General features: G+C 62.8%; 26 protein-coding genes. 11 read left to right on the top strand and 15 right to left on the bottom strand.

Going from position 1 to position 23,020, the window contains the following annotated elements; translation table 11 throughout:
- Positions 1-4: 4 nt before the first annotated feature.
- Together rimM and rpsP are read right to left on the bottom strand one after the other, a co-directional pair.
- Positions 5-559, bottom strand: coding sequence for a ribosome maturation factor RimM (rimM, locus tag AC1DSF_RS16215; protein ID WP_478127229.1), 555 nt, complete (start codon positions 557-559; stop codon positions 5-7).
- A gap of 13 nt (positions 560-572) precedes the next feature.
- Entirely contained in the window at positions 573-836 is a 264-nt protein-coding gene (gene rpsP, locus AC1DSF_RS16220; RefSeq protein ID WP_478127230.1) for a 30S ribosomal protein S16, read from the bottom strand.
- 162 nt (positions 837-998) lie between these two features.
- Between rpsP and AC1DSF_RS16225 the strand changes: the two genes are divergently transcribed.
- Together AC1DSF_RS16225 and AC1DSF_RS16230 are read left to right on the top strand one after the other, a co-directional pair.
- Positions 999-1,523 (top strand): N-acetyltransferase family protein, encoded by a 525-nt coding sequence (locus AC1DSF_RS16225; protein WP_478127231.1) that lies wholly within the window; start codon positions 999-1,001, stop codon positions 1,521-1,523.
- Positions 1,520-1,972: a TM2 domain-containing protein gene (locus AC1DSF_RS16230; protein WP_478127232.1), complete on the top strand. Its 453-nt coding sequence runs from the start codon at positions 1,520-1,522 to the stop codon at positions 1,970-1,972. Before AC1DSF_RS16225 ends, AC1DSF_RS16230 begins: the two co-directional genes overlap by 4 nt.
- A gap of 29 nt (positions 1,973-2,001) precedes the next feature.
- Here AC1DSF_RS16230 and AC1DSF_RS16235 read toward each other — a convergent pair whose 3' ends face one another.
- The 5 genes from AC1DSF_RS16235 to hda all read right to left on the bottom strand — a co-directional run bounded on the left by AC1DSF_RS16235 (position 2,002) and on the right by hda (position 6,519).
- Positions 2,002-3,012 carry an inorganic phosphate transporter gene (locus tag AC1DSF_RS16235; protein WP_478127233.1) on the bottom strand — a complete coding sequence of 337 codons (1,011 nt, stop codon included), beginning with the start codon at positions 3,010-3,012 and terminating at the stop codon, positions 2,002-2,004.
- Between the two features lie 15 nt (positions 3,013-3,027).
- Complete coding sequence (locus AC1DSF_RS16240) at positions 3,028-3,672, bottom strand: DUF47 domain-containing protein (RefSeq protein ID WP_478127234.1); 645 nt, start codon at positions 3,670-3,672, stop codon at positions 3,028-3,030.
- A gap of 94 nt (positions 3,673-3,766) precedes the next feature.
- On the bottom strand, positions 3,767-4,225 hold the full coding sequence (folK, locus tag AC1DSF_RS16245) for a 2-amino-4-hydroxy-6-hydroxymethyldihydropteridine diphosphokinase (RefSeq protein ID WP_478127235.1): 459 nt from the start codon (positions 4,223-4,225) through the stop codon (positions 3,767-3,769).
- A complete protein-coding gene (gene pcnB / locus AC1DSF_RS16250; RefSeq protein WP_478127236.1) occupies positions 4,222-5,802 on the bottom strand; it encodes a polynucleotide adenylyltransferase PcnB in 1,581 nt (526 codons plus the stop codon). Before pcnB ends, folK begins: the two co-directional genes overlap by 4 nt.
- Positions 5,803-5,832: 30 nt before the next feature.
- On the bottom strand, positions 5,833-6,519 hold the full coding sequence (gene hda / locus AC1DSF_RS16255; protein ID WP_478127237.1) for a DnaA regulatory inactivator Hda: 687 nt from the start codon (positions 6,517-6,519) through the stop codon (positions 5,833-5,835).
- A 273-nt stretch (positions 6,520-6,792) separates the two neighbouring features.
- On the opposite strand from hda, the gene purM reads away from it, so the two are divergent.
- Positions 6,793-7,833, top strand: a complete 1,041-nt coding sequence (gene purM, locus AC1DSF_RS16260; RefSeq protein ID WP_478127238.1) for a phosphoribosylformylglycinamidine cyclo-ligase — start codon at positions 6,793-6,795, stop codon at positions 7,831-7,833.
- A 14-nt stretch (positions 7,834-7,847) separates the two neighbouring features.
- Complete coding sequence (locus tag AC1DSF_RS16265) at positions 7,848-8,906, top strand: AI-2E family transporter (protein WP_478127239.1); 1,059 nt, start codon at positions 7,848-7,850, stop codon at positions 8,904-8,906.
- A 37-nt stretch (positions 8,907-8,943) separates the two neighbouring features.
- Here the strand turns inward: AC1DSF_RS16265 and AC1DSF_RS16270 are convergent, their stop codons facing one another.
- Genes AC1DSF_RS16270 through murJ form a run of 3 tightly spaced genes read right to left on the bottom strand, consistent with a single transcriptional unit; the run spans position 8,944 to position 11,824 of the window.
- The gene (locus AC1DSF_RS16270) at positions 8,944-9,363 is read right to left on the bottom strand and encodes a bleomycin resistance protein (RefSeq protein ID WP_478127240.1); all 420 of its coding nucleotides are present in this window, start codon (positions 9,361-9,363) and stop codon (positions 8,944-8,946) included.
- A complete protein-coding gene (locus AC1DSF_RS16275; RefSeq protein WP_478127241.1) occupies positions 9,363-10,214 on the bottom strand; it encodes a SirB1 family protein in 852 nt (283 codons plus the stop codon). The genes AC1DSF_RS16270 and AC1DSF_RS16275 overlap by 1 nt, the downstream gene beginning before the upstream one ends.
- Before the next feature lie 44 nt (positions 10,215-10,258).
- Complete coding sequence (gene murJ / locus AC1DSF_RS16280; protein WP_478127242.1) at positions 10,259-11,824, bottom strand: murein biosynthesis integral membrane protein MurJ; 1,566 nt, start codon at positions 11,822-11,824, stop codon at positions 10,259-10,261.
- Positions 11,825-11,941: 117 nt separating this feature from the next.
- Between murJ and rpsT the strand changes: the two genes are divergently transcribed.
- Complete coding sequence (gene rpsT, locus AC1DSF_RS16285) at positions 11,942-12,256, top strand: 30S ribosomal protein S20 (protein WP_478100514.1); 315 nt, start codon at positions 11,942-11,944, stop codon at positions 12,254-12,256.
- Between the two features lie 120 nt (positions 12,257-12,376).
- Here rpsT and AC1DSF_RS16290 read toward each other — a convergent pair whose 3' ends face one another.
- A complete protein-coding gene (locus tag AC1DSF_RS16290; RefSeq protein WP_478127243.1) occupies positions 12,377-12,727 on the bottom strand; it encodes a DUF3579 domain-containing protein in 351 nt (116 codons plus the stop codon).
- Positions 12,728-12,890: 163 nt separating this feature from the next.
- Here AC1DSF_RS16290 and AC1DSF_RS16295 point away from each other — a divergent pair, with 163 nt between their 5' ends.
- The 6 genes from AC1DSF_RS16295 to AC1DSF_RS16320 all read left to right on the top strand — a co-directional run bounded on the left by AC1DSF_RS16295 (position 12,891) and on the right by AC1DSF_RS16320 (position 19,141).
- Positions 12,891-14,096: an acetylornithine/succinylornithine family transaminase gene (locus AC1DSF_RS16295; protein WP_478127244.1), complete on the top strand. Its 1,206-nt coding sequence runs from the start codon at positions 12,891-12,893 to the stop codon at positions 14,094-14,096.
- On the top strand, positions 14,093-15,019 hold the full coding sequence (argF, locus tag AC1DSF_RS16300; RefSeq protein WP_478145832.1) for an ornithine carbamoyltransferase: 927 nt from the start codon (positions 14,093-14,095) through the stop codon (positions 15,017-15,019). The genes AC1DSF_RS16295 and argF overlap by 4 nt, the downstream gene beginning before the upstream one ends.
- Before the next feature lie 68 nt (positions 15,020-15,087).
- Positions 15,088-15,729: an arylformamidase gene (kynB, locus tag AC1DSF_RS16305; protein WP_478127246.1), complete on the top strand. Its 642-nt coding sequence runs from the start codon at positions 15,088-15,090 to the stop codon at positions 15,727-15,729.
- Complete coding sequence (kynU, locus tag AC1DSF_RS16310; protein ID WP_478127247.1) at positions 15,726-17,033, top strand: kynureninase; 1,308 nt, start codon at positions 15,726-15,728, stop codon at positions 17,031-17,033. The genes kynB and kynU overlap by 4 nt, the downstream gene beginning before the upstream one ends.
- A gap of 10 nt (positions 17,034-17,043) precedes the next feature.
- On the top strand, positions 17,044-17,880 hold the full coding sequence (gene kynA, locus AC1DSF_RS16315) for a tryptophan 2,3-dioxygenase (RefSeq protein ID WP_478127248.1): 837 nt from the start codon (positions 17,044-17,046) through the stop codon (positions 17,878-17,880).
- A 22-nt stretch (positions 17,881-17,902) separates the two neighbouring features.
- Positions 17,903-19,141, top strand: a complete 1,239-nt coding sequence (locus AC1DSF_RS16320; protein WP_478127249.1) for an SMI1/KNR4 family protein — start codon at positions 17,903-17,905, stop codon at positions 19,139-19,141.
- Between the two features lies 1 nt (position 19,142).
- Here the strand turns inward: AC1DSF_RS16320 and AC1DSF_RS16325 are convergent, their stop codons facing one another.
- From AC1DSF_RS16325 to AC1DSF_RS16340, 4 genes are read right to left on the bottom strand one after another with little or no spacing between them, the layout of a single operon-like run.
- On the bottom strand, positions 19,143-20,321 hold the full coding sequence (locus tag AC1DSF_RS16325; protein WP_478127250.1) for an FAD-dependent monooxygenase: 1,179 nt from the start codon (positions 20,319-20,321) through the stop codon (positions 19,143-19,145).
- Positions 20,322-20,327: 6 nt separating this feature from the next.
- Positions 20,328-20,603: a DUF6587 family protein gene (locus AC1DSF_RS16330; RefSeq protein WP_478127251.1), complete on the bottom strand. Its 276-nt coding sequence runs from the start codon at positions 20,601-20,603 to the stop codon at positions 20,328-20,330.
- Between the two features lies 1 nt (position 20,604).
- Complete coding sequence (feoB, locus tag AC1DSF_RS16335; RefSeq protein WP_478127252.1) at positions 20,605-22,503, bottom strand: ferrous iron transport protein B; 1,899 nt, start codon at positions 22,501-22,503, stop codon at positions 20,605-20,607.
- A complete protein-coding gene (locus AC1DSF_RS16340; RefSeq protein WP_478127367.1) occupies positions 22,496-22,777 on the bottom strand; it encodes a FeoA family protein in 282 nt (93 codons plus the stop codon). Before AC1DSF_RS16340 ends, feoB begins: the two co-directional genes overlap by 8 nt.
- Between the last annotated feature and the right edge of the window lie 243 nt (positions 22,778-23,020).

The following is a 23,020-nucleotide window of genomic DNA, read 5'->3' on the forward strand; positions in this document are numbered from 1 at the left end:
CCGCTCAGTAGTCGGGCTGCCAGTCGACTTTGATCAGCCGACTCGAAAGGTCGACGCTTTCGACAAAAGCCGACACAAAAGGAACCATTCGTTCGACTGGCTTGCCGTCTTCTTCTGAAGCGAGGACGAGTGTGGTCTGCGGACCGGTGGCAAGCAGTTCACGCACGTGGCCCAACGTGATGCCTTCGCGATTCACGACAGCGAGCCCGATGAGATCAACCCAGTAGTACTCGTCATCGCCAGCTGTGGGAAAGCTTGAACGCGGGACCAACACACGCGCGCCTCGAAGTGCTTCGGCCGCATTGCGGTCGGGCACTCCTGTGGACGAAGCGACGACGTAGTCGGAATGTTCCTTGGCCTCGCGGATCGCGAGTCGGAAAGTTTGGCCGGCCGCTGCGCCGGGGAGCTGCAGGAACCAGCGCTTGGATGAAAAAAGTGCCTCAGGTTGGGCGCTGTGGGGTTGGACCTTGAACCAACCCTTGATGCCCCAAGCATCGACGATGCGCCCCACTTCGATCGCATCCACCGGAAGGTCGGCGGTCTCGAGGGTGGGTAGCATCGCTTACGGCGGGTTAGGCGGCTGCCTTGGGAGCGGCTGCGGCCGCTTGCTTGATCAGACGGGTGACCGTCGGGGAAGCCTGTGCGCCAACGCTCTGCCAATAGGTCAGGCGATCCTGGGCGATGCGGATGCTTTCTTCGTTTTCCTTGGCGATCGGGTTGTAAAAACCCAGGCGCTCGATGAAACGTCCATCGCGGCGAACACGCTTGTCCGACACGACGATGTTGAAAAACGGACGACCTTTGGAGCCGCCGCGGGAGAGTCGAATGACGACCATGATTTATCCTTGGGTGGTGCGGCGAACCCGAAAGGCCCGCCCACAGTGTTCTTTCAGCGTCGAGACACGCGACATGGCCACCCGGCCAGCGACACGCTGAAAAGCCGACGATTATAGCCCGGGAGCTATTTTTTCTAGACCCGTCCTACCGGGAATTGCTGCATGACCATCATCCGCCCCAGCCGCGACCAAGACATCGTCGCAATCACAGCCATTTATGCCCATCACGTCCTGCACGGGACGGGCACCTTCGAAACCGAGCCTCCTACCGATGCCGACATGGCCGCACGACGAGCGGACGTCCTGTCGAAAAATCTTCCCTACCTTGTCGCCGAAAAGGATGGCGAAATCCTCGGCTTCGCATATTGCAATTGGTTCAAGCCCCGACCCGCCTATCGTTTTTCCGCCGAAGACTCCATTTACCTCGCCGAGAACGCACGCGGCCAGGGCCTCGGTACAAAACTGCTGGCGGCGCTTTGCGAAGCCACCGAATTGGTCGGCGTTCGCAAGCTGATCGCGGTGATCGGCGATTCGGCAAACGCCGGTTCCATCGGCGTGCACCGAAGGCACGGGTTCAGCCATGTTGGAGTGTTGAAGGACTGCGGCTGGAAATTTGGCCAATGGCGGGACGTCGTGCTCATGGAAAAAGTATTGGGCGAAGGTAGTTCGACGAGTCCTGAGCAATGAAAAACAAAACCTTGGCGGCGTGGCTGGCGTTTCTCGGCGGCCCGTTTGGTTTGCATTGCTTCTATCTTCGGGGCGCATCGAGCACTCTGGGTTGGCTCCTGCCCATTCCCACGGTGCTGGGCCTGTACGGTATCGAACGCGTGCAAACCTACGGCCTTGACGACGCCTGGAGCTGGGTCTTGATCCCGTTACTGGGATTCACGATTTCGGGTTGCGCCCTGACCGCCATCGTGTATGGGCTGATGACGCCCGAAAAGTGGAATGCCCGCTACAACCCGAAGTTTTCTGCAACCAATGTCCCAGCGGCAGGAAGTACGAACTGGCTCACGATCGGGGCAGTCGTGATGGCACTGCTCTTCGGCAGCACCATACTCATGGCAAGCTTGGCATTCAGTTTTCAGCGCTACTTCGAGCACGAGGTCGAAGCAGGTCGAAGAATTTCCCAATAGTCCGGGTAGGTCAAGTCGAGCGCTGGGCCTCAAAAAATCTGGATGCCGATCCAATAAGCAATTGCCGCGACGAATGCCGACGCGGGGATCGTGAAGATCCAAGCCCAGACGATATTGCCTGCCACGCCCCAGCGCACAGCGCTGGCGCGCTGCGCTGATCCCACACCGACGATCGCACCGGTGATGGTGTGCGTTGTCGACACCGGAATCCCGAGCGCCGTTGCCAGGAACAGCGTCAGCGCTCCCCCGGTCTCGGCGCAAAATCCGCCTACCGGCTTGAGTTTGGTGATCTTCTGGCCCATGGTCTTGACGATGCGCCAGCCGCCGAACATCGTGCCTAGCGAAATAGCTGCATAGCAGGACACGATCGTCCATGTCGGCGGCAACTCGGCGTCCGCGGCTGCATAGCCGGTCGCAATCAGTAGCATCCAGATGATGCCAATCGTCTTTTGTGCATCGTTACCACCGTGGCCGAGGCTGTAGGCACCTGCCGAGACGAGTTGCAGCCTTCGGAACCAGCGGTCGACCCGAGACGGCGTCGATCGCCTGAAGGCCCACGCCACGACGATCATCATCAATGACCCGAGCAGAAACCCAAGCAGTGGCGAAACGAAGATGAACGCCACTGTCTTCCAGATGCCAGCGGCGATCAGCGCGCCCGAGCCTGCCTTGGCGATGACTGCGCCCACGATGCCACCAATGAGTGCATGCGAAGAGCTACTCGGAATACCGTAGTACCAGGTGACGAGATTCCAGCTGATCGCGCCGACCAGTGCGCCGAAGACCACGTGCACATCCACAACACCCGGCTGCACGATCCCCTTGCCAATGGTTGCCGCCACGCTGAGGTGGAACACAAAAATAGCGACGAGGTTGAAAAACGCCGCAAACACGACCGCCTGACCCGGCTTGAGCACGCCGGTCGACACGACGGTGGCAATGGAATTCGCCGCGTCGTGGAACCCGTTCATGAAATCGAAAGCGATGGCCAGAACGACCAGCACAACTACCACCCAAAGGGCGACCTGAACCGTTGCCATTCGAATCCCGCGATCTCAGGAATTCTCGAGGACGATGCCCTCGATCACGTTGGCGACGTCTTCGCACTTGTCTGTGATCGTCTCGAGCAATTCGTAGATGGCCTTCAGCTTGATGACCTCGCGCACATCCGGTTCTTCGCGGAAGAGTTTGCTCATTGCGCTGCGCATCACCCGATCCGCATCCGATTCCAGCCGATCGATTTCCTCGCAGGTCTTGAGTGTGGCTTCGGCTGTGGCTGGGTCGGTGATCTTGCCCAGGAACTTGACTGCGTCCTTCACCCTTTCGCAGCATTTGACGCTCAATGCGGTGAGACGGGTAATCTCTTCCGTCATGTGGCGCACGTCGTAGAGCGCCATGGTCTCAGCGGAATCCTGTATCAGGTCCGCCACATCGTCCATCGTGTTGATCAGCTTATGGATCTGCTCGCGGTCGATCGGCGTGATGAAGGTCTTGTGAATCAGCCGGTTGACGTCGTGGGTCACGCGGTCGGCGGCGCGCTCAGCGTTGTCGACGTCACGGTTGTACTGCTCGCGCAGGTGCAGATCGTTGTAGTTTGCTACCAGCTGCTCGAAGGCACGCGCCGCTTCGACGATGCGATCGGCGTGTTGGTTGAACATCTCGAAGAAATTCCCCTCGCGGGGCAGCAGCTTGCCGAACATGGCGGTCTCCTGGGTTCGCGCCGTCACAGCATATGCGCGTGACGCCATCGTGAAAAATCCGCGCAAGTGTAATGGGCAGGGCTGACGCCGACGGTCAGAGGCGTTCTATCCGCTGATCAGCCACCCGCTGGATCTGGGCTCTTGTGACTTGGTCCGGCGCGATTTCCGCCAGGGGCAGGAGGACGAATGCACGCTCTGCCATGCGCGGATGAGGAAGGGTGAGCGTTGCGGTGTTCATGACGGTCTCACCGTGACGCAAGAGATCGAGGTCGAGGGTCCGCGGCGCGTTCTGGTAGGGGCGTTCGCGTCCGGCACGGGTTTCGAGCCGATGGAGTTCGTCCAACAGGGCGTGCGGTTCCAGGCCTGTATCCAGTTCAACGACTGCATTGATGAAGTCTGGGCCGCCTGCGTCGACGGGTTCGCTCCGGTAGAGCGACGAGCGCGCAGTCACCCGCGTTTCGGGCAATTCGTCCAGGTCTGACGCTGCGCGCAACACGGCGGCCCGCGCATCGCCGAGATTGGCGCCGATCGCGACGTAGGCGCGGACGGTCATTCGGCGGCTGCGCTCGCTGCTTCGCCGCCGCTGCGCGGCTTGCGCCGACGCCGGCGCTTTCGCGGCTCCGTAGCAATTTCGCCATCGGGCGGGAGCGCGGAGTCGGCTTCGGCAGCCGGCAATGCCGCCTGATGCCCGGAGGAGCCACTGGCGGGAGTGCGCGCCGGGATGCGCTGTCGGGCCTTCTTCTGCTGTTCGTCTCGGACCTGATCCATCAAGTCCTGCCGCCGCACGTCGTCGGCGGTGCTGAATTCCTGCCACCATTCGGCGATCGCCTCCCCCACTTCGCCGACGTCCGCGCGCAGTCGCATGAAATCGAAGGCTGCTCGGAATCGCGCTTGTTCCACCAAGCTGTATGGCGTGGCGCCGATGCGCTTGTCGAACCGAGGCTGCATCATCCAGATCTCGCGCATGTCGGCCGCGAGTTTGCCGCGGCCGGAGACGTCGCCGATGCGTGCATTGAAGACGTCGTCGATCGCGTCCTGCAAGGCAGGAAACGGCGCTTGCGGCCGCTGACCGTGTTGGCCCTGCTGGCGCTGCGCCCATCCGTCACGCACATCGGCCCACAGCACGCACGCGAGCAGGAAACTCGGCGCCACGGGTTTGCCTTCGCCCACGCGGCGATCCGTGTCCTGCAAGGCGGCTTTGACGAACGGCTGGTCGGCGCGTTCGACGACGATGTCGAGCAAAGGGTAGATGCCTGTCGAGAGGCCGAGCGCACGCAGTTGCGCGATGGTCGCGACCGCATGGCCCGTCTGCAGCAGCTTGAGCATTTCGTCGAACAGCCGGCTTTGCGGCACGTCCGCGAGAAGGCGGCTCGACTCGATCAGGGGCGCGGCGGTCTTGGGTTCGAGCTTGAAACCGAGAGCAGCCAGCTTGGCCGAGAACCGGATTGCACGAATGATGCGCACCGGGTCTTCGCGGTAGCGCGTGATCGGATCGCCGATCATGCGCAGCGTGAGCTTCTTGGCGTCGCGGATGCCGTTGTGATAGTCGACGACGATCTGGCTGGCCGGGTCGTAATACATCGCGTTGACGGTGAAGTCGCGTCGCGCAGCGTCTTCTTCCTGCGGGCCCCACACGTTGTCGCGCAAGACGCGGCCGCTGGCGTCGACAGCGTGCTTCATTCCGGCGAGTTCGCCCTTGCTGGTGCGCTCGTTGCCGGCGACCTGCTCGGCGCCCGTGCTGTCCATGTATGCGCGGAATGTGGAGACTTCGATCACCTCGTGCTCGCGTCCGCGTCCGTACACCACGTGGACGATGCGAAACCGCCGCCCGATGATGAAGGCGCGACGGAACAGGCTCTTGACCTGCTCCGGCGTTGCGTTGGTTGCAACGTCGAAGTCCTTCGGCCGCAAACCAAGCAGCAGGTCGCGAACCGCCCCGCCCACCACGTAAGCCTCGAAGCCTGCGCCCTGGAGTGTGGTGACGACGTTCTTGGCCCGCTCATCGACCAAGGCCGGATCGATGCCGTGCACCGAGGCGGCAACCTCCTGGCGCTTGCCGAAACGAGCCTTGCCGTTGGATGAGCCGCCGCCGGACTTGCCGAGGAGTTTGTCGATGAATTTCTTGATCATTGGAAGGAAGGTTTCGGCGCGCGATGCGCCTCATTCATTTTCGAGCATCGACCGAATCAGCGGGATCGTGATCGCGCGCTGCGTTTGCAGGGCGTAGCCGTCGAGCTGTGTGAGCAGTTCCATCAGGCTCCCGAGGTCACGACTGAAGCGATGCAGCATGTAGTCGAGGACTTCGTCGGAAAGCATCACGCCACGGCTGTCAGCGGCCTGCCGCAGCACCGCGCGACGCTCGGTCTCGCTCAGGACCTGCAAGTGGAACACATGGCCCCAGCCGAGTCGCGTACGCAGATCCTCGCGCAACGGGAGGTCGGCCGGCGGCACCGCACCTGCGGCCACCACCCCGCGCTGCAGGCTCTGAGCATTGACGAACCAGTTGAAGGCCACATGCTGTTGCACAGCGGTATAGAGATGCACGTCGTCCAACACCACCGCACCCCAGCGCTCGTCGAACTCAGGAGGATCGGTCACGCCGGGATGCAGCCAACCGGCGCTTGCACCCTGGTTCTTGAGGGCTGCCCGGACGGCTTCGAGCAAGTGCGTCTTGCCGCTTCCACTGTCGCCCCAGAGATAGGTCGGCACAGGCGAATGGACCGTCGGCACTTGCGCGTCACCCACCCACAGCTTCAAGTGCCGCAACGCCGGTTCGTTCGGTCCAGCGAAGAAACCGTCCAGTGTCGGGCCGGTTGCAATGCCGATGTCGAGCGCGAGTTGCTTCATGCCGCGACTGCAGCGAGCGGTTGAGGTGACGCGAAGGACACGAAAAAAAGATTCATAAGTCAGGGCAGCGCGCCGCGCGACTGCCGGGAGACGTTTTGCCCTTTTCCGATAGGGACGGCGCAAATACACGGAGAGACGGAATGACCAGCCCGGAAGATGGCCAATGAGCACCCTTAAAATCGTCGCGAATTCTATCGGCCCGCCCGCATCGCTTGCCGGCGTCATTGTCCTCCTCTTCCTTCCGCCTTCCCTTCCTCAGCCCGGCCTCCGCCCATGAATCCCAACTCCTCCACCCCGCTCAGCTACAAGGATGCAGGCGTCGACATCGACGCTGGCGACGCGTTGGTCGACCGCATCAAGCCGCTCGCCAGGAAGACGATGCGCGAGGGCGTGCTGGCAGGAATCGGGGGTTTTGGCGCCCTCTTCGAAGTGCCCAAGCGCTACAAGGAACCCGTGCTCGTGAGCGGCACCGACGGTGTGGGCACCAAGCTCAAGCTCGCCTTCGAATGGAACATGCATGACACGGTCGGCATCGACCTCGTGGCCATGAGCGTCAATGACGTGCTGGTGCAAGGTGCCGAGCCCCTTTTCTTTCTCGATTATTTCGCCTGCGGCAAGCTGGACGTCGACACGGCGGCGGCAGTTGTCGGAGGGATTGCACGCGGCTGTGAACTCAGCGGCTGCGCCCTCATCGGGGGAGAGACGGCTGAAATGCCCGGCATGTACCCGGCTGGCGAGTACGATCTGGCCGGATTTGCCGTCGGCGCGGTCGAGAAGTCGCTGATCCTCACCGGCCAAAACGTGAAGCTTGGTGACGTGGTACTGGGGCTCGCCTCGGCAGGCGTGCATTCCAATGGCTTCAGCCTGGTGCGCAAGGTCATCGAACGCGCTGGCGACGCTCTGCCCGCCACGCTCGATGGAAGGCCGTTCCGCGAGGCTGTGATGGCGCCTACCCACCTCTACGTGAAGCCTGTGCTGGCGGCACTCGCGAAACACCCAATTAAGGCGCTGGCGCACATCACGGGTGGAGGCCTGCTGGAGAACATTCCGCGCGTGCTGCCCGATGGCACAGCCGCTCACCTCCGCAAGGGGAGCTGGCCGCAGACCGAACTCTTTGCCTGGTTGCAGAAGATCGCAGGCATCGACGACGTTGAAATGAACCGCACCTTCAACAACGGGATCGGCATGGTGGTCGTGATCGACGCTGCCAACGCTGCCGCCTGCGCGGCGACGCTGCGCGCGGAAGGCGAGACCGTGCACGAAATCGGCGTGATCGCCGAGCGCGGTTCCGGCGCGGCCGTCGTCGTCGGCTGAGCAGCCTGCGACGCGTGATCGAGCCCACTGCCGCCCCGTCGCGTGCGCTGATCGCGGCCAGCTACCTGCTGATCGCCGGGGCTTTGCTGCTCGTCATGTGGCAGGGACTCCTGCCTGGTCTGCTGTGCGTCTGCATCGGGTTCCTTGCCACGCGATGGATCGCGCGTGTGCTGTACGCGAGCCTTCGGAGATCGCGAAAATTGAGCGCGAACGATCCCGCCTGGGCCGTGACGCCGCCGTTTCCGAGGATTGCCGCAGCGACAGCGGTGATGCTTGCGCCGATCGGCCTGCTCACGCTCGGGTTCGCCGAAGCTCGCGAGTTCGTGCTGAATGCGCCACAGCAGTATCAAGAGTTGCTCGACTTCGTTGCCCGCACCGTGCTGGAACTCCGGCTCAAGCTTCCCCCCGAAATGGCCGTCTATCTGCCCGAAGGCGCCGTGGAGGTGCAGCGCATCATTGCCGGCTATCTGCGTACCCAGGCCGGATCGCTCGCGCTGACCGGCCGTGCCTGGCTGGGCGGTTTGCTGTTCGCGTATGTTGGCCTGATCGTTGGCGCATTGGCCGCCATCGCCAATCAGACTCCGTCGAAGCGGCCGCTGGCGCGCCAGCTCAGACTCCGCATCATTCTGTTCGGCGAGGCCTTTGGGCAAATCGTGGCCGCGCAGTTCTGGATCGCGGCCTTCAACACCTTCCTGACGGCCATTTTTTTGCTGTTCCTGCTGCCGCTTTGGGAAATGCAGCTGCCCTACACGCCCGCACTCGTCACCTTGACCTTTGTTGCAGGCCTGGTGCCTATCGTCGGCAATCTCATCTGCAATACCGTCATCACGCTGGTGGGGCTTTCGGTTTCACCCATCGTGGCGCTGGCATGCCTCGCATTTCTGATCCTCATCCACAAGGCTGAATACCTGATCAATGCGAAGGTGGTTGGAAGCCGCACGCAGATGGCAGTCTGGGAATTGCTCGCCGTCATGTTCGTGGCGGAAGCGGTATTTGGCCCCGCCGGTCTGGTGGCTGCGCCGCTCTTCTATGCCTATCTGAAGAAAGAGCTGAAGGTGGCGGGGCTGGTATAGCCTGACGCGAACCTTTGCCCCCTTGCATTTCAGCGGATCAGAGATAGCCGCAGAACCGCAAGACATGCCCGTCAGGCTCGCGGATCGCAAATTCGCGCAAACCCCAGGGCTGGGATGTCGGCGGCTCCAGCACGACCACACCGCGCCGCACATACGCGGCGTGCAGTCCATCGATGTCGCGCCCCACGTGAATCACGATTTCGCCACGCCATGGCATGACATCGCGTCCGCTGCATTGCCAAAGGCGGATGTACACCGGATCGCCGTAAGTTCGATCACCCTTCTTCACTCGGGCGTAGCTTGGCGGCTCGCCGGCAATGAAATCAAGTTCGAAGCCAAGCACGTCTCGAAAATAGCGCGCCGCCCGCGCGGCGTCCGCCACCGGAAGCACCGGTTGAACGCCATGGAATTCATGCAGCGTGCCGAGGTCGGCGGCCACGGGCGGTGTCGATTCCATCAGTTCTCCGCGCGACGCAGTGCAGCGACACGTTCGGCGATGGCATCGATATCGAGCGCATCTTCGGCGTGCGCGAGATACGTCTCCAGATCGCGCACTGCCAGCGCGTGATTGCCTTGTTCGGCATGCGCGAGGCCGCGGTCGCGATGCTCGGCCCACGCCTCCGGAAGCAGCGCGATCAGCCGATCCTGCACGGCAATCGCGCGCTGCCAGTCTTCCTGGGCATGATGGATCTCCTTAAGGTTCCGCAGCATGCGTCCGATGATTTCTCGCGGCGTTGCCGGCTGGAGATAAAGGCCCAGCGGCACGTCGAAGTCGCCGACGAGGCCGTTGCTCCGCTTGTAAGGCTCGAGGCGCTCGCTCAGTTCTTCGCGGGAAAGTGATTTTCCCGTGAAGGGATCGATGACGACCTGACCTTTGGGCAAGGTGACCTTCAGCATGAAATGGCCGGGAAAGCCGACTCCCCGCGCCTGGAGGCCAAGGCCGTGCGCCAATTCCATCCAGAGGACCGCCAGCGATATCGGAATACCGCGCCGAGTCCGCAAGACAGCATTGAGATAGCTGTTGTCAGGGTCGTAGTAGTCGTTGACGTTGCCGCCGAAATTCAGGTCGTGAAAAAAGAACTGGTTGAGCGCCCGCAATCGGTGCAGCGGCGCCGCATCGGCTGGCAGGCGCCGCTTGAGACGCGCCAGGAGTTGATCGACGTCGCCGAGGACTTGCTGAACGTCGAGTTCTGGGTATTCGTCCTGCGCAAGGCTCGCCGCTGCCTCGAGCAGTGGAAATTCCTCATCGCTCCGGACGAGCGAATCGAAATATTCGAGCGCCGTGGGCGCCGAGAAGCTGAACGTCATGTGTCTTTGTAGAGGAGCGCGGGGGGACCGTCAAGGCGTGCCGTTCAATGGCGGATAAAACTCCGCAGCTTGAGACCGACCGCTGCTAAAACTGCGAAATAAAGAGCGGCAGCGCCCGCGATCAACGCCGCGAGAAGCCCGATTCGCTGCAGACGCTCCGCCCGCATGGCGATCCAGTCGAAGTGCTGCGCACCCCAGATCAGGAGGACCGAGAGCACAGCGGTGCCGATGACCACCTGCAGCAGGAACTTGCCCCAGCCGGGCTCAGGCTTGTAGCTGCCCCGCCGGATTAATCCGATCAGCAGCCACATCGCGTTGACGAGTGCGCCGATGCCGATCGTGAGTGTGAGCGCCGCGTGCTGCAGGAGCGGCACCAGTACGAAGTTCAGCGCCTGAGTCAGCACCAGCACACCGACTGCGATCAACATGGGCGTGCGCATGTCGTGCTTGGCGTAATAGCCGGGCGCGAGAACCTTGATCGCCACCAAGCCGATCAGCCCGACGCCATAGCCCATGAGCGCGGCCGTGGTGCGCTGCACGTCGGTTTCGCTGAAAGCGCCGTTGTGAAAGAGGACGGCAACCAGCGGCTGCGAAAAAACCAGCAGCGCCAGCGCACAGGGGGCCGAAAGCAAAACCACGAGGCGAAGGCCCCAGTCCAGCATGGACGAATAGCGCGCGTCGTCCTTGGCAGCGCGAGCGCCGGCGAGTTGCGGCATGAGCACGACGCCCAAAGCGACGCCCAGCATGGCAGTGGGAAACTCCATCAGCCGATCGGCGTTGGTGACCCAAGTGACGCTACCGGTCGCGAGGTGGGAGGCGATCTGGGTATTGATGAGCAATGAGATCTGCGCGACGCTCACGCCGATCAGCGCGGGCAGCATCAGCTTAGTGATTTTGCGTGTGGTCGGGTCATTCCATGCAGCACGGACCGCACTGGCGCTAGCGCCGATTCGCGGCATCATGCCGAGCCCGCGCAAGGCGGGCACCTGGAGTGCCAGTTGCAGCGCGCCTCCGACCATCACGCCGATGCATTGCGCGTAGATCGGCTCTATGCCGATCCGCCTGAACCACGGCGCGCCGACCACGATCGACAGTATCAGCGCCACGTTCAACAGGACGGGCGAGGCCGCTGGCACGGCGAACTTCCGCCAAGTGTTGAGTACGCCACCGGCCAATGCGACCAGCGACATGAAGCCGATGTACGGGAACATCCACCGCGTCATGACGACTGCGGCATCGAAGCCGTTTGCAGTTTGTTTGAGCCCGCTGGCCATCGCCCACACCATCACGGGTGCCGCGACCACGCCGAGCAGGCACACAATGACAAGGGTCCAGGCCAGCAGCGTCGCCACGTGGTCGATCAGATTTTTGGCGCCCTCGTCGCCGTGCTCGGTCTTGCACGCCGCAAGAACCGGCACGAAGGCTTGGCTGAAGGCCCCCTCCCCAAATACCCTGCGAAACAGATTGGGGATGCGGAAAGCGACGTAGAAGGCGTCGGTCATGGCGCTGACGCCGAATACCGAGGTCATCAGGACGTCTCGGATGAGGCCTGTCACTCGGGAAGCGAGGGTCAGCAGCGAGACGGTGGAGGCGGATTTGAAAAGGGACACGAGGCGGAAGTGTATGTGCCCACGCGCGTTCTCTGAATGGAATAGGACGAGTCTCAGCCGCTCGCCTATAATGGAAGGCTTTGCTGCATCATCCCCAGACACTCAAGGAATATCACCGTGGCATCTACCAAGCCCAAGAAAAAGAACCCGCGCCTTGCGTCGGGCCGTAAACGCGTCCGCCAGGACGTCAAGCTCAACGCTGCGAACACTTCGCTGCGTTCCAAATACCGCACCGCTGTGAAGAATGTCGAAAAGGCCGTCCTGGCCGGCGACAAGACCAAGGCAGCGGAACTCTTCGCGAAGGCCCAGAGCGTTGTCGACACCGTCGCCGACAAGGGCATCTTCCACAAGAACAAGGCCGCTCGCGACAAGAGCCGCCTCGCGGCCAAGGTCAAGAACCTGGCTCTCGCCCCTGAAAAGGCCGCCGCCTGACGTTTTCAGGCAAACAGCCCGGACTGGTTCGCTGGTCCGCCGTTTGATCGGGGTGCGCTGCAGCAAAGTAAAAAAACCGCCTTCGGGCGGTTTTTTCATGGGCGGTTCATTCTCGAACGTCTACTTCTTCTCGGCTGGCGCTGGCCTTGCAATGGCCTCAGGCAAAGCATCCGGCACGAGGCACGCTTCGGCAACCTGAAGGTTGTTGTCCCGTGCGAAATTCAGGCAGAAGTCCCAAGCCATGGGTTCAGCGTCACGCAGTGCGCGATTGACCACGACGCACTTCACACCATTGATGACGGTCGGCACGCACCACGGCGAATAGGTGAGATGGCTTCCAGGTTGCGGACCGCCCGGCCGAAACGAGCACATCACGCCCGCCAGGCGTTCCGCCCAGTCACTCGGGCGAAACGTCCGGCCATCTTGAGTGATGCCCTGGATGAAAACTTCTTTGGCGTTGGGAGAAACCATCGGGTTGGCGGGAGTGAATGCACAGGCTCTGCTGCGCCGCACAACGATTCTATCCGGGGGTCCCCCGAGTGACACGCGCAAGGGAATTGCTGTGATGCGCAATCCTCACTGAAGCCATCAAACCGCACGCCTAGAATTCGCGTTCCCTTTTCCGGAGATACGCATGAGCGCCACCGCCGCCCCCTCCTCGCCCCATGTCATGAACACCTATGGCCGCCTGCCGATCGCTTTGTCGCACGGCCAAGGATGCCGAGTGTGGGACACCGAAGGGCGTGCGTATCTCGACGGCCTTGGGGGCATTGCGGTCAACACGCTGGGTCACAACCATCCTGAGCTGGTGCCAGCACTTCAGGACCAGATCTCGAAGCTGATCCACAGTTCCAACTATTACTACGTCCCCGGCCAGGAACAACTTGCGGCCAAGCTGACGGAGCTCTCGGGGCTCACCAACGCGTTTTTTTGCTCGACCGGCCTCGAGGCCAACGAGGCCGCGCTCAAGCTGGCGCGCAAGTTCGGGCACGACAAAGGCATCGAACGTCCTGAAATCGTCGTTTACGAGGCCGCCTTCCATGGCCGCAGCATCGCGACGCTGTCCGCCACCGGCAATCCGAAGGTGCAAAAAGGCTTCGGGCCACTGGTCGAGGGCTTCATTCGTGTTCCGCTCAATGACATCGATGCGCTCAAGAAGGCCACGGAGGGCAATCCGAACGTCGTGGCGGTGTTTTTCGAAACCATCCAGGGCGAAGGCGGTATTCATCCCATGCGTTGGGAATACCTGCGCCAGGTTCGCCAGCTTTGCGATGAGCGCGACTGGCTAATGATGATCGACGAAGTGCAGTGCGGAATGGGGCGCACGGGCAAGTGGTTCGCCCACCAATGGGCTGGCATCAAGCCTGACGTGATGCCGCTAGCCAAAGGGCTGGGCTCAGGGGTGCCGATCGGCGCCGTCGTCGCGGGCCCGCGCGCCGCTCACATCTTCGGTCCTGGCAACCACGGCACGACGTTCGGTGGCAACCCGCTTGCGATGCGTGCCGGGGTCGAGACGATCCGCATCATGGAAGAGCACAAACTTCTGGAAAACGCTGCCAAAGTCGGCGCGCACCTGAAGGCGGCGCTTGAACGGGAATTGGGCGCTGTACCTGGCGTGACGGAGATCCGCGGTCAAGGGCTGATGCTGGGCATCGAGCTCGACAGGCCCTGTGGCGTCATTCTCAACCGCGCGTGCGAAGCCGGTCTGCTTTTGAGCGTCACGGCTGACAACGTGATTCGTCTCGTGCCGCCGCTGATTCTCAGCGTGGCCGAAGCGGACGAGATCGTTGCGATTCTGGCGCCGCTGGTCAAAACCTTTCTCGGGGAGCCTCACCCATGAGCGACCAGGCCATCATCAAGCATTACCTGCAGTTTTCGGATTTCACTGCGCAAGACTACGAGTACGTGCTTGCGCGTGCCGCGCTGATCAAGAAGAAGTTCAAGGCCTACGAAAAGCATCAGCCGCTCGTCGATCGGACGATGGCCATGATCTTCGAGAAGGCGTCGACCCGCACGCGGGTCAGCTTCGAAGCGGGCATGTACCAGTTGGGCGGCAGCGTGGTGCACCTCACCACGGGCGACAGCCAGTTGGGCCGCGCCGAACCCATCGAGGACAGCGCCAAGGTCATCAGCCGCATGGTCGACCTGGTGATGATCCGAACCTTCGAGCAAACCAAGCTCGAAGCTTTCGCCGCGCACTCGCGCGTGCCGGTGATCAATGGCCTGACCAACGAGTTCCATCCGTGCCAGATCCTGGCCGACATTTTCACTTTCATCGAGCATCGCGGCTCCATTGCGGGCAAAACGGTGGCGTGGGTGGGCGACGGCAACAACATGGCCAATACGTGGCTGCAGGCCAGTGAAATCCTGGGCTTCACGGTCCACGTGAGCACGCCGAGCGGCTATGAAGTCGACCAATCGATCGCGGGCATTCGGTCCTCCGACAGCTACAAGGTTTTCACGGATCCGATGGAAGCCTGCCGCGGCGCGGACTTGGTGACCACCGACGTGTGGACCAGCATGGGCTACGAGGCCGAAAACGAGGCACGTCGCGCCGCCTTTGCCGACTGGTGCGTGGACTCGGAAATGATGCGCGTGGCACAAGCGGACGCCCTGTTCATGCACTGCCTGCCGGCACACCGCGGCGAAGAAGTCGAAGCCGATGTGATCGACGGTCCGCAATCCGTCGTCTGGGAAGAGGCTGAGAACCGCATGCACGTGCAGAAGGCCTTGATGGAATACCTCCTGCTCGGCCGGGTGTAGCTTCCCAGGTTGCCTGGTGTTGCAAATAACCGACACCACGACTTCGCCCACGGCGCTAACTTCGCGCCATGAACCAAAGACTCTGGGATATCTCGCCGCCGGTGCACGACGCGGCGCCGGTGTTTCCCGGCGACACGCCCTATCGTCAACGCTGGGCGGCGACCATTTCGCCGGGCTGCCCGGTCAACGTCAGCGAGATCACGCTGTCTCCGCACGTGGGTGCGCATGCCGACGCGCCGCTTCACTACGACCCTGCCGGGGAGACCATCGGCAACGTGGACCTCTCCACGTACCTGGGTCCCTGCCGCGTCATTCATGCAATCAACTGCGGGCCACTGATCGAATGGCGGCACCTCGTTCATTCGGTCGAAGGACTGCCCCCGCGCGTGCTGGTGCGCACCTACGAACGTTCACCCGCCGAGTGGGACGAGGGTCTTGCAGCGTACGACCCCGCCGCGATCGAACGCCTGGCCGCCATGGGCGTGAAACTGATCGGGATCGACACGGCCAGCATCGATCCTGCAGCCAGCAAGACACTTGAAAGCCATCAGGTCATCCGCCGGCTCGGCCTTCGCGTGCTCGAGAACCTGGTGCTCGACCATGTCCCCGAAGGGGACTATGAACTCATCGCCCTGCCGCTCAAGCTCGTGAGCGCAGATGCTTCTCCCGTTCGCGCCGTGTTGCGCGAACTTCAACGAAAACAACCATGACACTCGACGACTGCCGCCGACTCGATGCGCAGGACACGCTCGCGCCTTTGCGCAACCAGTTCATCCTCCCCGAAGGCGTGATCTACCTGGACGGCAATTCACTGGGCGTGCTGCCCAAGGCCGTGCCTGAGCGCATTGCGGCCGTGATCGCCCAGGAATGGGGCGAGGGGCTCATCCGGTCATGGAACAGCGCCGGCTGGTTCGATCTGCCGCAGCGGCTCGGCGACAAGGTGGCACGGCTGATTGGCGCCTCGCCAGGCGAAGTCGTCTGCACCGACAGCACATCGATCAACCTCTACAAAGTGCTTTTCGCCGCGCTCAGCCAAGTGCTTCAGGCTCGCGAGGCGGCAACTGGCGGGAACGACAAGCGACGCGTGGTGCTCAGCGAACGCAGCAATTTCCCGACCGATCTGTACATCGCCGAGTCGCTTTGCCGCGAGCGCGGCTTCTCGCTTCGGCTGGTCGATGTGAGCGAACTGTCCACGGCACTCACCGACGAGGTCGCGGTGCTGATGCTCACCCACGTCAACTACCGCACCGGCGCCATGCATGACATGGAGGCTGTCACGACCGCGGCTCATGCGGTCGGGGCACTCACCGTCTGGGACCTCGCGCACAGCGCCGGGGCAGTGCCAGTGGCATTGAACGACAGCAATGCGGACTACGCGATCGGCTGCGGCTACAAGTACCTGAACGGGGGCCCTGGCGCGCCCGCGTTCGTATGGGTTCATGCCCGGCATGCCAGCCAGTTTCAGCAGCCGCTGTCGGGCTGGTGGGGACACGCTGCGCCATTCGAGTTCACGCCGCACTACCGGCCCGCTGCAGGGGTGGCGCGCTATCTTTGCGGCACGCAGCCGATCATTGCGCTGGTGGCTCTGGAATGCGGCCTCGACACGGTCCTCGCCGCAGACTCTTTCTCGGGCGGTTTGGGAAGCATGGCCGTGCTGCGCCGAAAATCGCTGGCTCTCACCGACGCCTTCATTGCGCTGGTCGAAGCACGCTGCCCAGGCCGCTTCTCACTCATCACGCCGCGCGATCACCTGTTGCGCGGCTCGCAGGTGTGCCTCGCGCTCAGCGACGGCGGTCCCGGCGCCTACGCGATCGTCCAGGCGCTGATTGCGCGCGGCGTCATCGGTGACTTCCGGGCAGGAGATTCGCAGATGCCGGACATCCTCCGCTTTGGGTTCACGCCGCTTTACCTGGGCTTTGAAGACGTGTGGAATGCGGTGGAACACATCGTTCAGGTGGTCGAGCGCGAGGAATGGAAACGACCCGAGTTCAACCAGAAGCTCGCAGTGACCTGAGGACCTGCCAATGAGCACCGAAAAAATCGTCCATGATGAAAAGGCGCAGCTCGACTTCAGTGCGTCGATGAGCTACACCGACTATCTGAGCCTTGACGCGATTCTGACTGCGCAGCATCCGCGATCGCCGGCTCACGACGAGCTGCTTTTCATCGTGCAGCATCAGACCAGCGAGCTATGGATGAAGCTCATGCTGCACGAATTGCGCGCCGCCATTCGCCGGATCGCGGAGGACGATCTGTCGAGTGCCTTCAAGATGCTGGCGCGCGTGTCACGCATCATGGAGCAACTGGTGCATGCCTGGGACGTGCTGGCGACGATGACGCCGCCCGAGTACAGCGCGATGCGCCCTTACCTCGGGAACTCCAGCGGCTTCCAGAGCTGGCAGTATCGATGTATTGAATTTGCGCTCGGCAACAAGAATGCCGCCATGCTCAAGCCGCACGAGCATCGCGCGGACCTCCTGGCGGAAGTGGAGCACGCCTGGCGTTCGCCGTCTCTCTACGATGAGGCGCTGCGCCTATTGGCCCGCCGCGGCATCGAGGTACCGGCTGATCATCTCGAACGTGACTGGTCGCGTCCCTACGAAACCAGCGACGGTGTCGAACAGGCCTGGCTCACCATCTACCGCGATCCGAAGGATCACTGGGATCTCTACCAGCTCGGAGAAGAACTCACGGACCTCGAAGACGCCTTCCGGCTTTGGCGCTTCAGGCATGTGACCACGGTCGAGCGCGTGATCGGATTCAAACGTGGCACGGGCGGCACCGGCGGCGTAAGCTATCTGCGCAAGATGCTCGACGTGGTGCTCTTCCCCGAAATCTGGAAGCTGCGAACGGACCTGTGACACAAGAAAATGGAGGCTGCCCATGTTCAATGACGACGAACTCGCCCAGTTGCGATCGCATGGAATTGTTCTCTTCGCGAAGCGCGTGATCTTCGACGCGCAGCCGCCGATGTCGGCCGAGCAGATCGCTGCGGTGCAGGCGGTCTGCGCCGGCCCGCTTCCTCCAGAACTTCTTTCGCTCTGGCGAGCAACGGCCGGCGGGCGCCTCGACTACGACTTGCACCTGCGCATGAACGGCAACGAGGAGTCCTTCAACTGGAGCGAACTCTTCTGGAATGGCAGCGACACCTACCATGACCTGCAGGGGTGGATCGACCACGAACTCGAGGGCGCAAAGCAAGCCGCCGCTGAAAGCGACGACACGTGGGACGGAAAGCTGACCCTGCTGCCTTTCGGCGGCTTCGAATACTGTGACCGGGTCTATGCGGTCGTGGAGTCCGGACCGGACTATGGCCACGTCCTTGCCTGGAAGCAAGGGCTGCCTTCAGCCTGGGCGCACGAGATGCATGAAGACGGAATGACCACCGTCGCCCATGATCTGTCCGCGGCCTTCGAAGCATTGCATCTCGACGAAGATCCGCTCAAACCCGCAGGCGAATATTTCACCGGGCAGACACTCATCGAATACCTCGACGAAAGGCACGAGGACCACGCCCTGTCGATCGAATTGATGGACAAGCTGATTGATTTCTATCGGCAGGCGATGGTCGACTGGCAAGGCGCGCTCGCAGACGGTTCGCTGGCCCGGAATGGCGCCCTCTCCCGCATCGCGTTGCGCCATGCAGTTGCCACCGATGACGCATCTCTCGTCGAGAAACTGGTCGCCAACGGTGTGGCGCTCGACGGACCACTGGCGGGCAGCGCGATCGCCACGGACCTGGCGCTCAGTCACGGCGCCCACGCAGCGGCCGCGGCCCTGGTGCGCGCAGGCGCACCGGTGGCACACGATGCACTGGACTACATCGACAGCGCCGTCTCCCCTGAGCTCGTCGAACTGCTACTGTCACATGGCGCCGAGCCCACCCCCACGGCCATCGCCGAATGCGTGGCCTGCGGAGCACCTGCGGCCGCGCGTCTGATCGCCGAGGCGTACGGACGCCAGCATGACGATCTTCCTGCCGCGTACGCCACGGTCCGGGACGGCATGCTGGCCGAACTCGAATCCTCTCTGGTCGAGGTACAAGCAGGCAGATTGACTCACTATCTTGGTCCGATCGGTCTCGCCAAACGAGTCGACCATCTGCAGAGCTTCAGCCTCTGAATCAAGCGTCGTAGAGCCAGGGCACATCGAGCAGCTTTGCGCCGAGCAGACGCAATGCCGCATCCCGTCCGACGCGCATGAGGCCCGTCGCATGAAAGATCTCTCCATTGCGCCGAGCCCGTGCCTGGACGTTGGCGTTGCGTTCCCAACGCGCGCTGGCGTAGCGTGCGAAGGCCGCGGGCACTTCAGCAGCGGTGCCGCCGTCGAGGGCATCAGCGAGCGCGACCGCATCTTCGATCGCCATGCCAGCGCCCTGCGCCAGATAGGGCAGCATCGGGTGCGCGGCATCTCCGGCCAAGGCGATACGCTCAGCGGCCATCTGCTGAGGACTGGTGAGCGGAGGCCGATCGTTGAGCGTCCATGCCCGCCATGAAGGTACAGCTTCGAGCAAGGCCTGCAGCTCACTGCAGGTCCGTCCGGTCGCATGTTGCAGGGCAGAAAGGCTCGTGGCTTGATCCCAATCGCGTGCATCACCGACCGGGGCCGCTTCGGCGAGCACGACCACGTTGAGCGCCTCGCCCCGTCTGACCGGGTAAGCCACCGCGTGCAGACGAGGTCCGAGCCACACACTGACGTGCGTGCTGCGCAGCGCCGCGGGCAATGCCGACTGCGTGACCATTGCGCGCCAAGCGGTGTGACCGGTCGCACGCGGTGGCATGGCGTCCTCGAAGAGACAAGGGCGCACGGTGCTCCAGAGGCCATCGGCGCCGATCACCCCATCGCCTTCCCAAACCCGAGCGTCAGCGCTCACCATACAAACGGTATCGCCGCGCGCGATCACTTCCGTGACCCGTGCGCCGGTCGTCAGCGTAACGGCGCCACTTCCACGCACCGCGGCCAGCAGCACCGCGTGGAGATCGGCCCGGTGGGCACAGAGATAGGGCGCCGCATAGTTGTGCAGCATGGCATTGCCGAGTGGCAGTCGGGCGATCTCCTTGCCCGCGACGGCGCTCCGGACGACGAGAGCGTCGGGCCGCGCTGCGATACGCATCAGACCCTCGGACACGCCGAGCGCCTGAAGGCGGCGCGTCACGTTGGGACTGAGTTGGATCCCGGCACCGATTTCGCCGAACGCCACGGCTTGCTCGAGCAAATCGATCCGATGGCGCCGCCTCCCGAGCGCAAGCGCGCTCGCGAGTCCCGCGATGCCTCCTCCCGCGATGAGGATGTGAGCGGACATGCGCTCTCAGCGGGAGCGGGCCAGGTGCGATTCGCTTCCTTCGGGCGGCTTGGCGCCCGCTGCCGAACAACTGCCGCAGGTCTCGCAGGAGCCGCAGCCGGAAGTCTTGCCAAGCGAAGCCGCCAATTGCTGCGCACGATCGGCATCGACGAGCCCCGCCCGGTGTGAACCGGCAGCCACTTTGGCGGCGGCTGCCCGACGCCAGTTGGCGGGCATCCAGCGCCATACGGCGTAGACCGCGGCGAGCGCGACGATCAGCGCGACGATGATTTGCTGTGTCATCTCATCCTCCTGTGAGCGCCAAAGCGACCCGATAGGTGATCCAGCACGCGATGTAGGCGAGCCCGAAAAGGTAGCCGGCCATGATCCATACGTACCGCCAGGAACCCGTCTCCCGCTTGACCGCCGCCAGCGTCGAAATGCATTGGGGCGCAAAGACATACCAGACCAGCAGCGACAGTGCCGTCGCAAGCGACCAAGTCCCCGCGATCAGCGGAGCCAGTTGGCCCGCCACATCGTCGCCGGTCGCTGAAAGCGCATAGACCGTGCCCAGCGCACCCACGGCCACTTCGCGCGCTGCCATGCCCGGCACGAGCGCAATCGAGATCTGCCAGTTGAAGCCGATCGGCGCGAAGATGTGCTCGAGCGCGCGGCCGATCATCCCTGCCAGGCTGTACTGAATGGCCGGGCCCGTTGCGCCATCTGGCGGTGACGGAAAGGTCGACAGGAACCACAGCAGGATCGTGAGCGTCAGGATAATCGTCCCGACGCGCTGGACGAAGATCCAAGCGCGTTCGTAAAGCCCAAGCGCCAGATTCCGCAGATTGGGCCAGCGGTAGGCCGGAAGCTCCATCATGAGCGGCGAATGCTGCTTGTTCTCCCGAAAACGCTTCATGACCCAGGCCACGGCCATCGCCGAAACGATGCCGAAGAGGTACAGCGCAAACAGCACGACGCCCTGGAGGTTGAATACGCCTCCGACCGTGCGCGCCGGAATGAAAGCAGCAATCAGCAACGCATAGACCGGCAAACGCGCTGAACAGGTCATCAGCGGCGCGATCATGATCGTGGTGATTCGATCGCGCCAGTTGGTGATGGTGCGCGTGGCCATCACACCGGGGATGGCGCAGGCAAAGCTCGACAGCAGCGGGATGAAAGAGCGACCGGACAAGCCGACGGTGCCCATCACCCGGTCGAGCAGGAACGCAGCACGCGGCAAATAGCCGGAATCTTCCAGCGCGAGGATGAAGAGGAACAGGATCAGGATCTGCGGCAGGAACACGATCACGCCGCCAACGCCGGCGATGATGCCGTCGACCAGCAAACTCTGGAGCATCCCTTCAGGCACGTAGTGCTTGATGAATTCGCCCAATGCGGTGGTGCCATCCTTGATGGCGTCCATCGGCACCTCTGCCCAGCTGAACACGGCCTGGAACATCAGGAACATCGTGACGGCCAGCACCAGCATGCCCCACAGGGGATGCATCACGATGCGATCGATGCGGTCGCTGGTCGCCAAGCTGCCGACGGGTTCGCGCACGGCGACGGAGAGGATGCGCCTCACTTCGCGCTGCGTCGCGAGCACGTCGTCCAGTCCCGGAGCCTGCCAGGGCCGCGGCGCCGCAAAGGCCACCGGCCGGTCGAGCGCTTCAATGAGGTACTGCGCGCCTTTGCTATGCACGCCCACCGTCTCGACCACCGGCACACCGAGTTCGCGAGCGAGAGCGGCGCTGTCGATCACGATGCCCTGCTTCCTGGCCATGTCGGTCATGTTGAGCGCCACGACCATCGGCAGCCCCAGCCGTTTGGCCTCGAGCACGAGGCGCAGGTTGAGGCGCAGGTTCGTTGCGTCCGTCACGCACACCAGCAACTCGGGAGGCGCCTCTTTGCTTTTGCCGGTGACGACGTCCCGAGTGACCGCTTCGTCCGCTGACAGCGCGTTCAGGCTGTAGGCCCCCGGCAAATCAAGCACGAAAACGCGTCGGCCCGCCGCCGTCCGCAGAGTTCCTTCCTTGCGCTCGACGGTCACGCCGGCGTAATTGGCAACTTTCTGGCGGCTTCCCGTGAGCAGGTTGAACAACGCCGTCTTGCCGCAGTTCGGATTGCCCAGAAGCGCGATGCGCTCCGGCGGGCTGGTCGAAACGGCAGCACCGGGCTGGAATGTCAGAGTCGCCTCAACCATGGCCGATGGCTCCAGGTGTCACACGGATAAGCGAAGCCTCATGGCGGCGCAAGGCGAAGGTGGTGTGCCCGAGTCGCACCGCCAGCGGTTCGCGCCCAGGCACGCCGTTGGCAACGATGCACACCGCCTCGCCGGGAACGAACCCGATCTCGGTGAGCCGCAAAACCAGTTCGCGGTCTTCAGGCGAGTCAGGACGAAGCACGTCGAGCACCGTGGCCCATTGGCGGCTGGGAAGCTGATGGAGGCTGATTGCGGCCGAAGCCGCGCCGGTCATTGTGGTCACCCGCTAGTTCCGAATTCACAAAATGAGAATTATTCTCGAAAACGAAGCCGAGCGGGCAGAGAGCCCTACCAATGCCACATCCTTTGAAGAGGCAGACCCGCGAAGCGGAGGTCAAAGACCCTATACGACTTCCCTGTGCTGTTACCCCGCGATACACCCGTGGCTAGAATGCGCGCATAAAAATCGGTTCAGGGAGTTTCAGTGATTCATAGCAACGCTATCGGCCAGCGGCCT

This window comes from Variovorax sp. 01N429, assembly GCF_056399425.1.